Annotated in this window: 14 protein-coding genes and 1 pseudogene; 11 read left to right on the top strand and 4 right to left on the bottom strand. The window is 41.1% G+C overall.

The window, feature by feature from the left end; translation table 11 throughout:
• Together RDP42_RS11800 and RDP42_RS11795 are read left to right on the top strand one after the other, a co-directional pair.
• A pseudogene (locus tag RDP42_RS11800) lies at positions 1–154 on the top strand (MBL fold metallo-hydrolase); the annotation flags it as partial.
• Between the two features lie 6 nt (positions 155–160).
• Entirely contained in the window at positions 161–559 is a 399-nt protein-coding gene (locus RDP42_RS11795) for a (deoxy)nucleoside triphosphate pyrophosphohydrolase (protein WP_308763843.1), read from the top strand.
• On the opposite strand, the gene RDP42_RS11790 is transcribed toward RDP42_RS11795, so the two are convergent.
• The 4 genes from RDP42_RS11790 to RDP42_RS11775 are packed head-to-tail and all read right to left on the bottom strand — an operon-like array spanning position 556 to position 1,805.
• Positions 556–864 (bottom strand): DUF3784 domain-containing protein, encoded by a 309-nt coding sequence (locus RDP42_RS11790; protein ID WP_308763842.1) that lies wholly within the window; start codon positions 862–864, stop codon positions 556–558. The two genes, RDP42_RS11795 and RDP42_RS11790, sit on opposite strands and share 4 nt — an antisense overlap.
• A 34-nt stretch (positions 865–898) precedes the next feature.
• A complete protein-coding gene (locus tag RDP42_RS11785) occupies positions 899–1,123 on the bottom strand; it encodes a DUF3791 domain-containing protein (protein ID WP_308763841.1) in 225 nt (74 codons plus the stop codon).
• Complete coding sequence (locus tag RDP42_RS11780) at positions 1,120–1,560, bottom strand: DUF3990 domain-containing protein (RefSeq protein WP_308763840.1); 441 nt, start codon at positions 1,558–1,560, stop codon at positions 1,120–1,122. Before RDP42_RS11780 ends, RDP42_RS11785 begins: the two co-directional genes overlap by 4 nt.
• Before the next feature lie 26 nt (positions 1,561–1,586).
• A complete protein-coding gene (locus tag RDP42_RS11775; RefSeq protein WP_308763839.1) occupies positions 1,587–1,805 on the bottom strand; it encodes a DUF3791 domain-containing protein in 219 nt (72 codons plus the stop codon).
• A gap of 117 nt (positions 1,806–1,922) precedes the next feature.
• Between RDP42_RS11775 and RDP42_RS11770 the strand changes: the two genes are divergently transcribed.
• The 9 genes from RDP42_RS11770 (at position 1,923) to cas2 (ending at position 13,438) form a co-directional block, all read left to right on the top strand.
• Positions 1,923–5,042, top strand: a complete 3,120-nt coding sequence (locus RDP42_RS11770; RefSeq protein WP_308763838.1) for a DUF3427 domain-containing protein — start codon at positions 1,923–1,925, stop codon at positions 5,040–5,042.
• Between the two features lie 215 nt (positions 5,043–5,257).
• Complete coding sequence (locus RDP42_RS11765) at positions 5,258–5,860, top strand: DNA-binding protein (protein WP_308763837.1); 603 nt, start codon at positions 5,258–5,260, stop codon at positions 5,858–5,860.
• 12 nt (positions 5,861–5,872) lie between these two features.
• A complete protein-coding gene (gene cas3 / locus RDP42_RS11760; RefSeq protein ID WP_308763836.1) occupies positions 5,873–8,092 on the top strand; it encodes a CRISPR-associated helicase Cas3' in 2,220 nt (739 codons plus the stop codon).
• Positions 8,093–8,097: 5 nt separating this feature from the next.
• A complete protein-coding gene (gene cas5c / locus RDP42_RS11755; RefSeq protein WP_308763835.1) occupies positions 8,098–8,769 on the top strand; it encodes a type I-C CRISPR-associated protein Cas5c in 672 nt (223 codons plus the stop codon).
• Positions 8,766–10,562, top strand: coding sequence for a type I-C CRISPR-associated protein Cas8c/Csd1 (cas8c, locus tag RDP42_RS11750; RefSeq protein ID WP_308763834.1), 1,797 nt, complete (start codon positions 8,766–8,768; stop codon positions 10,560–10,562). Before cas5c ends, cas8c begins: the two co-directional genes overlap by 4 nt.
• A 17-nt stretch (positions 10,563–10,579) precedes the next feature.
• The gene (gene cas7c, locus RDP42_RS11745) at positions 10,580–11,452 is read left to right on the top strand and encodes a type I-C CRISPR-associated protein Cas7/Csd2 (protein ID WP_308763833.1); all 873 of its coding nucleotides are present in this window, start codon (positions 10,580–10,582) and stop codon (positions 11,450–11,452) included.
• A gap of 11 nt (positions 11,453–11,463) precedes the next feature.
• Positions 11,464–12,138: a CRISPR-associated protein Cas4 gene (gene cas4 / locus RDP42_RS11740; RefSeq protein ID WP_308763832.1), complete on the top strand. Its 675-nt coding sequence runs from the start codon at positions 11,464–11,466 to the stop codon at positions 12,136–12,138.
• A complete protein-coding gene (gene cas1c / locus RDP42_RS11735) occupies positions 12,122–13,144 on the top strand; it encodes a type I-C CRISPR-associated endonuclease Cas1c (protein ID WP_308763831.1) in 1,023 nt (340 codons plus the stop codon). The genes cas4 and cas1c overlap by 17 nt, the downstream gene beginning before the upstream one ends.
• Positions 13,145–13,147: 3 nt before the next feature.
• Entirely contained in the window at positions 13,148–13,438 is a 291-nt protein-coding gene (gene cas2 / locus RDP42_RS11730) for a CRISPR-associated endonuclease Cas2 (RefSeq protein ID WP_308763830.1), read from the top strand.
• The last annotated feature ends 109 nt before the right edge of the window (positions 13,439–13,547 follow it).

The following is a 13,547-nucleotide window of genomic DNA, read 5'->3' as shown; positions in this document are numbered from 1 at the left end:
CCGCGGGGCCCGTCAGTTTCTCGACGTGTTTCAGGTCGGGCTGTTCGTGCCTATGCACTTCGTGGCCAGCGGGTTCGAATCGGCCTGGCGGATGAAAGAGTTCACCGATGTCCAGTCCGTCCCGTTCTGGAGCATCCGGCAGGAAGGAGAGACGTATGTAGTGGGCAAACGCATCGAAGTGGTGGCGGCTGTCATCGTCCGCGACGGGAAGTACTTCGCCACCCAGCGCGGCTACGGCGAGTTCAAGGATTATTGGGAGTTCCCCGGTGGGAAGATGGAACCGGGCGAGAGCAGGGAAGAGGCCCTGGTGCGGGAAATCCGCGAGGAGCTGGACACGGACATCCGGGTGGATGCCTTCCTCACCACGGTGGACTGCGAGTATCCGTCATTCCATCTCACCATGCACTGCTATCTTTGCTCGGTGGTTTCCGGCAGCCTGGTGCTGAAGGAGCATGAGAATGCCGCTTGGCTGAAGCGGGAGAAGCTGGAGAGCGTGGCGTGGCTTCCAGCGGATGTGAAGGTGGTGGAGGAGATAAAGAGACGGTCAGCTTCCTGTTAGTTGTGGTCGTATCGTTGTGCACCAGCCAGTAGATAGATCACCCCTATTATGGGCACTATTATGGAACTAATGTTGATAGCTGACGCTTCGTTCATGAAAAGCCTTAGGAGCAGATAGCCCACAAAAACTAGTAGGCCAATTGCGCAGAACACGCGGCCCATGAAGGTTTTGAGTCCTTTCACATCGACTTTTTTCTGTTGCTCAGGTGTCATGGTGTTGTATCCTGCAATGAGTTTGGGAAATCTCCAGACGAGGAGACCGAGCAGAATGAAGAAAGCTGAAAAAATGGGGATAAAAGGAGTCATATATGTGGAGGCTTTTCTGAGAGTGTGATAAGTATCAATTTTGATTCTCTAAATATTCATTCCAAATTTCAGTCGCCAAGTATTTATCGCTTCGGCAATGTAAATCTGCAATACCTTCATCAATAAGACTCGCCGTTTCAGAATTATAAAATACGTCCACCGCTTTATCAATGGGAATATGATACATTTCACTCATATCATTGATAATGCGTGCATATTTTGCATCCATAATGATTTGTCTTTTTTCTTCTTCTGTCATAATTTTTTACTTTCTATGTAAGTCAAGCATTGTTGTAACATTTTATCCGACCGAATACAATATTGTATGTTAGGCTTTTCAAAAATTAATCTTCTCAAAGCCTCTTCTTGATTAATTTCTCCGGAAAAGTATAAATCAAGTGTGAGAATGACCCTATCATTAGCTATTCCACCTACAATCATATCATATTCCTTTGTAGGTTCTCCAGATCGACATGCTGCCACAAAATCAAGCCATGCTTTATCGTATTGATTAAAACGAAGAATATTCCATTCCTTTAAATCATCTTTTAATTCATAGACATTTAACCAAGCATCTTTTTGACGACGTAGAAAACGTTCGGCATATTTTATGGCTTGCTCACGTAAGGAGGTTAGATAGAATCCACGTCCAAAATCTAAATAATCTCTGGAATGAGTCGTATCGGGACGTTCCACGATTACAGTAGAGGCATGGTATAGTCTCATTTTTCAAGCACTCCTTTCTCCTTCATGAAATCAATCAAATCTGCCATCAGGTAGCGAGAGCCAAATGTGTGAAGCACATCGTATGAAGGAACGATGTATCCATATAGTATGCCCGACTGTTTCAGCCTGTTATATACCTCACGTTGTGGCAAATGGAGAATCCGTGAAAGACTTCCAATACAGTAGGTGACAAATTCAAGAATATTCTTATCCATACACTCCAATGATTTATATTCACAAAGATAAAGTTTTTCGGGATTCTTTCTCAAAATATGTCAGCCAGTTTCATTTTATTTTGTACTTTCAGCTTGAAATTCAGAAATCAGCGAGCGATGTTAAAGAAAGGAATCTACGAAAACATTATCAATCAGGAAGTAGAACGAGATATACAGGAAGCCGAATCACATCAGTTGGTTTGCCGGCGCGAAGAGATTGATGCCGCCGAATCTTCCAAAATCCTGGCCGATTACCTGGCAAAAGCCATCCGGCAGAAGTTAGAGGACACGGAAGACGTGCACGATCGGATGAACCTGGTCAACCGGATATTGGCGGAATACGGACTTGTGGAGGAGGTGCAGATAGCCGACACCTCCAACCTCTTGATGGAAGTGATGACCCAACAGAAGAGCCTGTTGCAGAAGCACAGCCGTTCGGAAACCATCCGTCCACAATCCGGCTTCCGAGTGAGCAACTTGTTTACGGGTGGAAACAGCGTTCTTTCGTTGGGCGAGGAAATCCGGCGGGAAATCGCCAGTGCCGACGAGATTTATTTCATCGTCTCTTTCTTGAAACTCTCCGGCGTGCGACTGCTGCTGGATGATTTGAAAAAGTTCTGCCAACGCGAAGGTACCCGGTTGCGCATCATCACGACGACCTACTGCGGGGCGACCGAAACCAAGGCCGTGCAACAGCTTTCCGAACTTCCCCACACGGAAATACGCATCTCTTATCACACCGACATCGAGCGCCTTCATGCCAAGGCCTACATCTTTGTGCGTAATTCCGGCATGCACACCGCCTATATCGGTTCGTCTAACCTTTCCAAATCGGCCCAGACCGACGGACTGGAATGGAACATGCGGGTGACGAGCGTGGAGAATCCGCACATCATCAAGACTGCCCTGGCCACCTTCAACCTGTATTGGAACAGCCCGAACTTTGAGGACTTCCGGCTGGGAGGTATCGAGAAATTCCAACAAGAGTTGCATCGGAATGCCTTCAAGGGAAAGCAGGATGCCTTTGTGTACCAACGTTATACCTTGCTGCCCCACCAGAAGCAGATTCTGGACAAGCTAAAAGTGGAGCGCGAGGAGTGTGGTAACTTCCGCAACCTGATTGTGGCGGCCACCGGTACCGGAAAGACCGTGATTTCCGCTTTCGATTACTTGGCCTTCCGTCAGCATCAGACAAGGGCAGGAGAGACCAGCCGCATCCTTTTCACCGCCCATCGCGAGGAAATCCTTCGCCAGTCGTTGCACACCTACCGCAGCGTGCTGCAAGACGCCAATTTCGGTACGCTGTGGGTGGGCAATGAGGCGCCCCAGACCGAAGCCGACTACGCCCATCTGTTTGTCTCCATCTCCATGTTCAACTCGCGGTTCGAAAGTCTGTTCTCCCAGCTCCCGGCCGATTACTACGACTACATCGTCATCGACGAAGCCCACCATAGTCAGGCCGATAGTTATCGGAAGCTCTTCTCACATTTTCAGCCCCGCTTGTTGATTGGACTGACCGCCACTCCGGAACGTATGGATGGTAAAGACCTTCGCCCGGATTTCGGCGGACGCATCAGTGCCGAGATACGCCTTCCACAAGCCCTTCAGGCTGGACTGTTGACACCTTTCCAATACCTCTGTGTGACCGACGATACCGACCTGACCGATGATTCCCTCTGGAACGGGCAGCGCTACGTGATAGACCGGCTGGCCGACAAGCTGTGCGTACCCGAACGGGCACAACACATCGTGGACGCTTTACACCGTTACCTGGCCGATGAATATACCTGTCGCGCCCTGTGCTTCTGTGTCAATAAGAAACATGCCGATTTCATGGCCCGTCAGTTCCAGAAATACGGATTCAGTGCCCAAAGCCTGACCTCCGACACCCCGCAACCGCAACGGAAGCAGTTGGCCGAGGACCTTCGTAACGGGCTGGTACACTACCTCTGTGTGGTAGATATCTTCAACGAGGGTGTCGATATTCCCGAAGTGGATACGGTGCTCTTCCTCCGTCCCACAGACAGTTTGACCATCTTCCTGCAACAGTTGGGCCGTGGCCTTCGTCTTTCTCCGGGAAAAGCTGAGCTTACCGTCCTCGACTTTGTGGTCCAAGCCCATCGGAAGTATGATTTCGCCTCGAAATTCCGTGCCTTGACCCTGCGTCCCGAAAAGAACATCGCCCAGCAGATAGCCAACGGTTTCACCCTTCTGCCCACCGGGTGCAGCATCATCATGGAAAAGCAGGCCCGGCAATACATTTTGGAGAACATCCAGCAGGCCATCTACAACAAGACCCGTCTGGTAAAAGAAATCAATTCTTACTCCACACTGCCCACGCTGACCCAGTTCCTGGAAAACAACGGACAAGACATCCGTGTGGTATATGCTAACAAACTCTGTTGGGCCTTTCTCAAACGGGCCGCAGGACGCATCACTTATACCGACGATGCGATTACCCGCCGATTGGAGAAAGGCATGGGCAATCTGATACATCATAACACGGCCTCTTATCTGCATTTCGTGGCCGATTTTCTGTCGGGCAGCGAGCACTATATGGAGGAAAACAAGCGGCCGTATGCCACCATGCTGTATTACGACCTATTTCAGGAAAGAATCGACAAAACGGAATTCAAAGAGATGGGCATGTACCGCGCATTGGAGTTGCTGCACGACGACCGTTACCGCTATTTCAAGCAGGAAGTCGCCGAAATCGTATCTTATCTGCTGGCCCATTTGGAGATTACCACCACTCCGCTCGGCAATGATGTTTTGCCCTGTATCGAGCTTTACGGATGCTATACGCGTGAGGAAATATTTATCATGGTCGGGCGGCAGACTTCGGAGAAAAGGATGAAAGGGGTTGCATTGGGAGTATTGACATTGCCGGAGTACGATGCCACCCTGCTATTCGTCACGCTGAACAAATCGGACAAGGATTTTTCCCCTTCCACGCAATATGATGATTATGTCATCAACAAAGACTATTTCCATTGGCAGTCCAAGAATACCGACGCCCATCACAATCGTGGGGGACGGATTTACACCGAGCAGCCTCAGCGGCACAACAAGATTGTGCTCTTTGTGCGTGAGGAAAAGAAAGACGGCTTTGGAAACACCTGTCCTTTCCATTGTTTCGGCCTCGTGGACTATGTTTCTTCGCACGGTGATTTCCCCATGAACATCACCTGGCGATTGGAGCAACCGGTGATGCCGCAATACTTGAAAGTGGTGTAAAAAAGTGGGGGATGAGCTTGTTGTAAAAGCCACACATTTCCTTGCAATTCTTTGAGAATTTTTGTAAATTTACCTCGACACGAACGCGACGAGGTCTTGACACGTTCGTGCGGATGTCTCGTCACGTTCGTGCTGAGGTCTCATCAGCTACGTGTCGAGGTATTTTTGTGTAAGAGTTTGGAAAGGAAGAGTGAAACGATAAAAGAGATACGGTTATGGCTATTAAATTTGACTTGTTTGAGAATCCGGTAAAGGACGGCATTGCGGCCCCGAAGCTGCATGCAAAAGTGATTACAAAGGATGTGGTGACCACCCGCGAAATCCGGGAGGCGATACACAAGAAATGTACCGTGGCCCCGGCGGATGTGGCTGCGGTCATCACGGCCCTGAACGATGAACTTTACGAGTTTCTGAGTAATGGGTACGCTGTGCACTTGGACGGCATCGGCTATTTCAGTCTGAGCCTGAAATGTGCGCCTGACATTAACCCGAAGTATGTGAAGGACGATGATGTGGAGGTGAGAAGCATCAAGTTCACGCCCGACAAGAACTTGATTGACCGTTTCCGGAGTGTGTATCTGGAGCGGGAGGTGGACGATGCGCATCACTCTGCCAAGTTGGACGAGGAAGAAGTGCAGCAAAAGCTGGCGGAGTTCTTCAAGACCCATTCTTTCCTGCAACGCCGGGACTTTGAACGGCTCACGGGTTTCAACCAGTCGAAGGCTACGCGGGTGATTCGGGAACTGGTGCAGAAAGGGGTGTTGAAGAATGCGGGGACGAAGTTTCAGCCGGTGTATGTGAGAGGGGAGAATTTTTAAAATAAATCTATTATGATGCAAGAACCTCAATATATTTCTCATCTTAAGTTATTAGATAATCAAGATCCTGATTCATGGGCTTTTCAATCTAATGAAGAGCATGAACAGGGAGTGGCTTTATTGTCACAAAAATTTGCTTCCGTTTTTGACTGTGCTAATCTTGGCTTTGTTATTGGGTTACTTCATGATAAAGGTAAAGAACAAAAAGCCTTTCAGTTGTATATCCGAAAAGTTTCAGGATTTAATCCTAATCTTAGGTGTGTAGGTAAGATTCCGCATGCATTTGTTGGAGCACTTGTGGCGCGGCAGCTTTATCCTCATTTGTTTCCTCTTTTGTCATATCCAATAATTTCACATCATTCTGGCTTATATGATAGTTATGATTTTAATGCAAAAATGAATGATGTGATTCCTGAAGAGATAAGATTACCCAAGTTAAAGTTTATTGAGAAGGACTTAATTCCCAAAGGAAAGAATATAGGTCCAAATGATTTAAATCATTTTATCCGTCTTCTATTTTCCTGTTTAGTTGATGCAGATTATTTGGATACTGAACGATTTATGAATGAAGACAATTACCGTCAACGTAGAAAGTGTGCGTCATTAGTAGATTTGTTACCCAAATTAGAGGCTCATTTATCAACTTTATCAAGAAATGCCCCTAAAACGGAGTTAAATCACTTGCGAGCAGAAATACAGCAGATATGTTCTGACAAATCGATAAAGGAACCTGGCTTTTATTCTTTAACAGTTCCGACAGGTGGAGGCAAGACTTTGTCAGCCTTGTTGTGGAGTATGAAACATGCTGTAAAATATGGGAAAAATAGAATCATAATTGCAATTCCATATACCAGTATTATAGTACAGACGGCGTCAATATTACGTATGATTTTTGGAGATGAAAATGTATGTGAGCATCATTCTAATTTTGATTCAGATGAAATATGGAAAGATAGACCAGATGCTTCATTGTTAGTACGTCAACAGCGTTTTGCTTCTGAGAATTGGGATTATCCGATTATTGTAACAACGAATGTTCAGTTTTTTGAATCTTTGTTTAGCAACAAGCCATCAGTCTGTCGGAAACTTCATAATATAGCAAATAGTGTAGTTATTTTAGATGAGGTGCAGACATTACCTCGCGAATATTTGCAACCTATTGTATATGCAATGGATAGCTATCAACGTTTATTTAGTGTTAGTTTTTTATTTACTACAGCTAGTCAACCAATTCTGGTGGGAAATCATCGAGGGACAAATGATAGGGTACAACTTTATGGTTTGAAAAAGGTTGAAGAGCTTATCCCGAGTGATTGGAATTTACATGACAAATTGCGTCGTGTGAATATATGTTTTGATAGTTTTCACAGTCATTATGATGATATTGCTCATCGGTTAGCTCATTACGAAAAAGTTTTGTGTATTGTAAATACTCGTAATGATGCATTTGAAATATTTAATCGAATGCCTAAAGAAGGTGCTTTGTTCCATTTATCTCGTAGGATGTGTCCTTTACATATACGAAAAACTATTGAGCAAATTCAGAATGCATTGAAAGATCCTTTAATCAGGTTTATTCGAGTAATTTCGACACAACTGATTGAAGCTGGAGTTGATATGGACTTTCCTGTTGTTTTTCGGCAAGAAGCTGGTTTGGATTCAATACTTCAAGCAGCCGGAAGATGTAATCGAGAGGGCAATTTAGATATTGCTAACACTTATATTTTCAGCTTGGATAAGCCTCTACCAAAAGGATCGTTAAGTGAAGCTAATGAAGCTCGAAAAAGTATGGGAGAGATTACAGATTGTTTCTCTCCACAGGCGATGACTACGTATTTCCATCAGATATATTGTCGATGTAATAGTTTCGATAAGAAAGGTATAGTTGAACTTTTAAATCAATCATCTAGGGTTAATGAAATAGATTTTGATCAAGCTGCACAATCTTTTAAATTGATAGAAGAAAAGGGACGAAATATTGTAGTAAATTATGAGAATAGTTCGGAAATAGTAGAGTCAATCAAGAAAAATGGTTTTTCTTACGAACTTTCAAAAAAAATAAGTAATTTTATAGTCTGTATTAGTGAACATGATTTTCAAACTTTGTTAAAACAAAGATTATTGGAAGAAATTCTAGATGGGATATATTTTCTTCCAGATAGAGAACAATATTCCAATGAAACGGGGTTAATCACACTTAATCATTGGTTGGATGAAATTTTAATACAATAAGCATTATGGAATTCTATGATAAAGAATATGGTTTAGAGGTGTGGGGGGATATGGCATGTTTTACTCGACCTGAATTAAAGGTGGAACGTGTTAGTTACGATGTGATAACTCCTTCAGCTGCCCGGGCTATTTTTGAAGCTATATTTTGGAAGCCTGCCATTCGTTGGGAGGTTACGCGAATAGAAGTGTTAAATCCCATTCAATGGGCATCTGTAAGAAGAAACGAAGTAGGAGCTGTAGGAAGTATGCGTAGTCAACAGATTTATATAGAGGAAAAACGTCAACAGAGAAACTCTTTATTATTAAAAGATGTACGTTATAGGATTTATGCAAGATTAATATATATACCGGTGAATCAACGGAAAGAAGATTTACGCAGGGAGACTAAAGATGAAAATCCTAGAAAATACCAAGCTATGTTTGAACGTCGTGCCTCGAAAGGACAATGTTTCAATCAACCTTATTTGGGAACGCGGGAGTTCCCTGCTTATTTTCGATTATTGGAAGAGGGAGAAGTTTTGCCTCCTCCTTTGGCTCAGGATCGAGATTTAGGTATCATGCTTTACGATTTGGATTTTTCCAATCCCCAAAATGTGAGCGCGATGTTTTTTCGGGCGAATATGCAAGCGGGTGTAATTAATGTGCCACCTAGAAATAGTGAGGAGATTTTACGATGATACTGAAAGCATTATATGATTATTATTATCGAAAAAAAGAATTGGCCAATCTTGGTATGGAATATAAAGAATTGGCTTTTTTAATAGTAATAGATAAACAAGGTAATTTTCTTCGTCTTGAGGATTGTCGGATTGATGATAAACATTGTAAATCTTTCTTATTGCCTAAAGCAGTAAGTAGAAGTAGTAATCCAATAGCTAATCTGTGTTGGGATAATTGTGCTTATGTCTTAAATTATTCAGAAGCTAATTTGCCTTTAAAAAGTTCATCTACAGATCCGCAAAAATTAGCAGTGAAAGAGGCTGCTTTACGAAAAGAACAGAGTAAGAATAGAAAGAATTATGATATTTTTTGTAAAAAGGTAGAAGAGTTATATACCGCTTTACCTGAAAATACTTCTTTAAAGGCATTGCATCTTTTCTATGCTAAAGAAAATGAGGCGATTCTGGCTGTTTTGCAAAATGATCCCCTTTGGGGAGAGTTATGTAAAAATCTGACTCGTAATATTTCATTTAGGATAGATGGCGAAGCGACTATTATTCCAGAAGATAAGGAATTGGTGGAATTTTATTTGAATAGTCTGTCTGCTAACCAAGAAAATAAGAAACAACATATTTGTCTTGTAACAGGCAAAGAAGGGCCTATTGTGGAATTAACGACAGCTACCCCTATTGTAGGCAGTCAAGCTACGGCTAAATTAGTATCTTTTCAAGTGGATTCAGGATATGATTCTTATGGACAAGAAAAAGCGTATAATGCACCTATTTCCCGTGAGGCAGAATTTGCTTATACTACTGCTTTGTCGTCTCTCTTGAAAAAAGATTCAAGGAACATGGTTAGAATTGCGACAAGAACGTACGTATTTTGGGCATCTGTTGCATCAGAGACTGGGATGGAAGCTGAATCATGTTTTTACTCTTTGATGAATTTACAAGAGGATGAGATTGATAATCCAGATAGAGGAGTTGTACAAGTCGAGAAGGTCTTTAAAGCCATATTCTCTGGTGAATTGAAAACGCAAACGAATGATAGCTTTTTTATTCTAGGTTTGGCTCCTAATGCTGCGCGATTAGCTGTAATTTATTGGAAGGAGATTCCGATAAAAGAATTTGCAGGGAATATATTGCAACATTTTAGGGATATGGATATCGTTGATTATCGTATTAAGGCAAGGTCTTATAAAGGAATTTATAATATGTTAGCTGCTGTTTCTTCGCAGAATAAAGTCAGTGATGTTCAGCCAAATTTACCAGAGGCTGTTATTAAGAGTGTTTTTCAAAATATACCTTATCCTTATTCTTTATACTTAGCATGTTTAAAGAGAATCCATGCCGAACAAAGAACGACACAGACTCGTGTAGCAATAATAAAAGCTTATTTAAATAGGCAATCAAATAATTATCATAAACTTACCGTTATGTTAGATAAATCAAATACAAATGTAGGATATGTGTGTGGCCGTTTATTTGCTACGTTAGAATATATCCAGAAGAAGAGTAATGGAATAGATAGTATTCGTCAACGTTATTTAAATGCTGCTTCTATTACTCCTGCCACAGTGTTTGGAAACTTAATGAATCTTTCTGTCCATCATGAAGAGAAGTTAAATAATGCTTCAATTATTTTCTTCAGAAGGTTGAAAAATGAGATTATAAACTTACTTTCTGCGGATGGTTTCCCAACTCATTTGGATATGCAGGATCAAGGTCGTTTCTTTGTTGGATATCATCATCAGATGGCAGAGTTTTATAAAGCAAGTAATGAGAATAAAGATGAAGAAAATGTTGAATAAATAAAAATACTGATATTATGGAAGAATTAAAGAATAAGATAGATTTTGTTTTATTTATTGATGTACAAGATGGTAATCCCAATGGCGATCCAGATGCAGGTAATTTACCTAGAGTAGATGCCGAAACAGGAGAAGGGCTAATTTCTGATGTATGTTTAAAACGTAAGGTGCGAAATTATATACAAATTGCAAAATTAGGAGAGGCTGGATATGATATATTTATTAAAGAGAAAGCTATTTTGAATAGTTTAATTGATGAATCATACGATGATGAATCGGTAAAAGAAAAGGGGAAAAAAGGGAAAAAAACTGGAGAACAAGTTGATGCAGCTCGTAAGTTTATGTGTGCTAAGTATTATGATGTTAGAACCTTTGGCGCAGTAATGACTACGGGAAAGAATGCTGGACAGGTAAGAGGGCCTATACAATTGACTTTTGCTCGGTCTGTAGATCCAATTGTCAGTATGGAACACTCTATTACACGTATAGCTGTGACAACAGATAAGGAAGCGGAGAAACAAGGCGGTGATAATCATACAATGGGACGTAAATCGACAGTTCCATACGGTTTATACAGATGTCATGGTTTTATTTCTGCAAATTTGGCTAAGCAGACGGGATTTTCAGAAGAAGATTTAAAATTGTTTTGGGAAGCATTGAAGAATATGTTTGATTGTGATCGTTCCGCTTCACGAGGTTTAATGAGTACACAGAAGCTTATTATATTTCGCCATGACAGTGAACTTGGGAATGTTCCAGCTAATAAATTGTTTGATTTGGTTACTGTAAAGAAGAAATGTGAGGGGGCTGCCCGTAGTTTTGTGGATTATGATGTGTCTATAGATACATCTAAGCTTCCTGAGCACGTTCATCTGGAGGAAATTATATAAAACAGTTTGTTATGGAATATGATGATGAAAATATGCTTATGTTGTCTGGGATACAGCATTTTATGTTTTGTCCCAGACAATGGGGGCTTATTCATTTATCACAGGAATGGGAGGACAACAGTCTTACCACAGAAGGACAGTTGCTTCATAAACGTGTAGATTCTCCTTTTTATAGACAGAAAAATGGGGATATTATAACCTTACGTTCAGTTCATGTTGCATCATCTTCTTTGGGATTATATGGTGTTACAGATGTAGTGGAATTATCACCCTCAGATTCTTTAATTAATGCGATTAAGCATCCACACTATCCTGGATTCTGGCATCTTCTTCCTATTGAATATAAGCGTGGTAAACAAAAACCAAATAAGTGTGATGAGGTTCAATTAGCTGCCCAAGTAATATGTCTGGAGGAAATGTATCAAATCCGGCTAGATTATGGAGCCTTATACTATCATGAGGTGCGCCGTCGGGATATAATACATATTGATGATGGATTAAGAGAGCTCACTCAAAAATGCGCAAATCAAATGCATGTGATTTTTTCTTCAAGACAAATACCGAGAGCCATTTATCAACCTCATTGTAAAAGATGTTCACTTTATGACATTTGTTTGCCTTTAGTGGGAAATATGATTCAAGCTTCGACCTATTTAAAGAAAAATTTATATGAGGAAATTGCTTAATACTTTATATGTGACGACTCCTGATGCATATTTGTCTAAAGATGGGTTAAATATAGTTGTTTCTGTCAATCAAGCTGAAGTGTTCAGAATTCCTGTCTTAAATATAGAATCGATTGTAACTTTTGGTTATATGGGTGTAAGTCCAGGTTTAATGAGGTTATGTGTAGAAAATCATGTTTCATTAACTTTTCTTACTCCACAAGGGAGATTTATTAGTAGAGTTCAAGGAGCTACCAAGGGAAATGTATTCCTGCGTACAAAGCAATACTATTTTGCAGGGGATAAAGAATTTTCTTTACACTTGAGTAAATTGTTTATTGGGGGGAAAATTCAAAATTATCGAAATATTTTGCGACGTTTCATTAGAGATAATGGTTCTAATGTTGTGGTTGAAAGTGTATCTATGCATCTAGATTTAGCGAAACGTAGGATTTTTAGTGCTAACAGTATAGACGAATTAAGGGGAATTGAGGGAGAGGCTGCAAGTACTTATTTTTCAGTTTTTTCTCAATTGATTTTACAGCAAAGAGACAAATTCCCTTTTCGAAAAAGAAATAAACGTCCTCCTAGAGATGCGGTAAATGCTATGTTATCTTTTGTTTATACGTTAATTGCTAATGAGATGTCATCTGCATTGGAGTCTGTAGGACTTGATCCTTATGTTGGTTTCCTTCATGTTCTTCGTCCAGGTAGGGCATCTTTAGCCTTCGATATGATGGAGGAGCTAAGAGCTTATTTAGGAGATAGGTTAGTTTTGTCTTTAATTAATAGAAAACAAGTTACCGAAAAAGATTTTTTTAGTCAAGGTGATGAAAGTATTTTGATGACTGACAGTTGTCGTAAAATTTTAATATCATGTTGGCAAAGTAGAAAAAAAGAATTAATAACTCATCCCTATTTAGGTGAGAAAATTCCGATAGGTTTATTGCCTTATTCTCAGGCAATGCTTATGGCTCGTTATATTCGTGGTGAAATTGATGATTATCCCGTTTTTTTAATTCAATAAGTTATGATGGTTCTGATAACATACGACGTAGATACTCTTTCAAGCTCTGGAAAAAAGAGATTACGTAATGTGGCGAATGCGTGTAAAGATTATGGGCAGCGAGTACAGAATTCAGTTTTTGAATGCTTGCTTACAGAATCACAGTTTTTAGTGTTACGAGCAAGATTAGAATCAATAATCGATTTGAATTTGGATAGTATTAGATTTTATTTTTTAGGGAAAAATTGGGAAAGAAGAGTTGAAAAGATGGGTAAGACAACCTCTTTTGATATTTCTGGTGATTTAATAATATAATTGCGAACCTAAGTAAGCATTCGGTAAACCACGTATTTTTGTCTCCAACTTCCATCATTAACTTTACGTCCAAAAAGCAAAGTTATGATGACACGAGAAGAAGTAGTAG

The sequence above is a fragment of the uncultured Bacteroides sp. genome (assembly GCF_902472605.1).
Taxonomy (GTDB): domain Bacteria; phylum Bacteroidota; class Bacteroidia; order Bacteroidales; family Bacteroidaceae; genus Phocaeicola.
The sequence above is the reverse complement of the archived record's forward strand: the minus strand, read 5'-3'. Positions and strand labels throughout refer to the sequence as shown.

Bases quoted from the DNA above. Each gene is read 5' to 3' on its own strand.
- RDP42_RS11790 (WP_308763842.1), bottom strand. From the start codon at position 864: ATGACTCCTTTTATCCCCATTTTTTCAGCTTTCTTCATTCTGCTCGGT.
- RDP42_RS11785 (WP_308763841.1), bottom strand. From the start codon at position 1,123: ATGACAGAAGAAGAAAAAAGACAAATCATTATGGATGCAAAATATGCA.
- RDP42_RS11775 (WP_308763839.1), bottom strand. From the start codon at position 1,805: ATGGATAAGAATATTCTTGAATTTGTCACCTACTGTATTGGAAGTCTT.
- RDP42_RS11770 (WP_308763838.1), top strand. From the start codon at position 1,923: ATGTTAAAGAAAGGAATCTACGAAAACATTATCAATCAGGAAGTAGAA.
- RDP42_RS11765 (WP_308763837.1), top strand. From the start codon at position 5,258: ATGGCTATTAAATTTGACTTGTTTGAGAATCCGGTAAAGGACGGCATT.
- cas3 (WP_308763836.1), top strand. From the start codon at position 5,873: ATGATGCAAGAACCTCAATATATTTCTCATCTTAAGTTATTAGATAAT.
- cas5c (WP_308763835.1), top strand. From the start codon at position 8,098: ATGGAATTCTATGATAAAGAATATGGTTTAGAGGTGTGGGGGGATATG.
- cas8c (WP_308763834.1), top strand. From the start codon at position 8,766: ATGATACTGAAAGCATTATATGATTATTATTATCGAAAAAAAGAATTG.
- cas7c (WP_308763833.1), top strand. From the start codon at position 10,580: ATGGAAGAATTAAAGAATAAGATAGATTTTGTTTTATTTATTGATGTA.
- cas4 (WP_308763832.1), top strand. From the start codon at position 11,464: ATGGAATATGATGATGAAAATATGCTTATGTTGTCTGGGATACAGCAT.
- cas1c (WP_308763831.1), top strand. From the start codon at position 12,122: ATGAGGAAATTGCTTAATACTTTATATGTGACGACTCCTGATGCATAT.
- cas2 (WP_308763830.1), top strand. From the start codon at position 13,148: ATGATGGTTCTGATAACATACGACGTAGATACTCTTTCAAGCTCTGGA.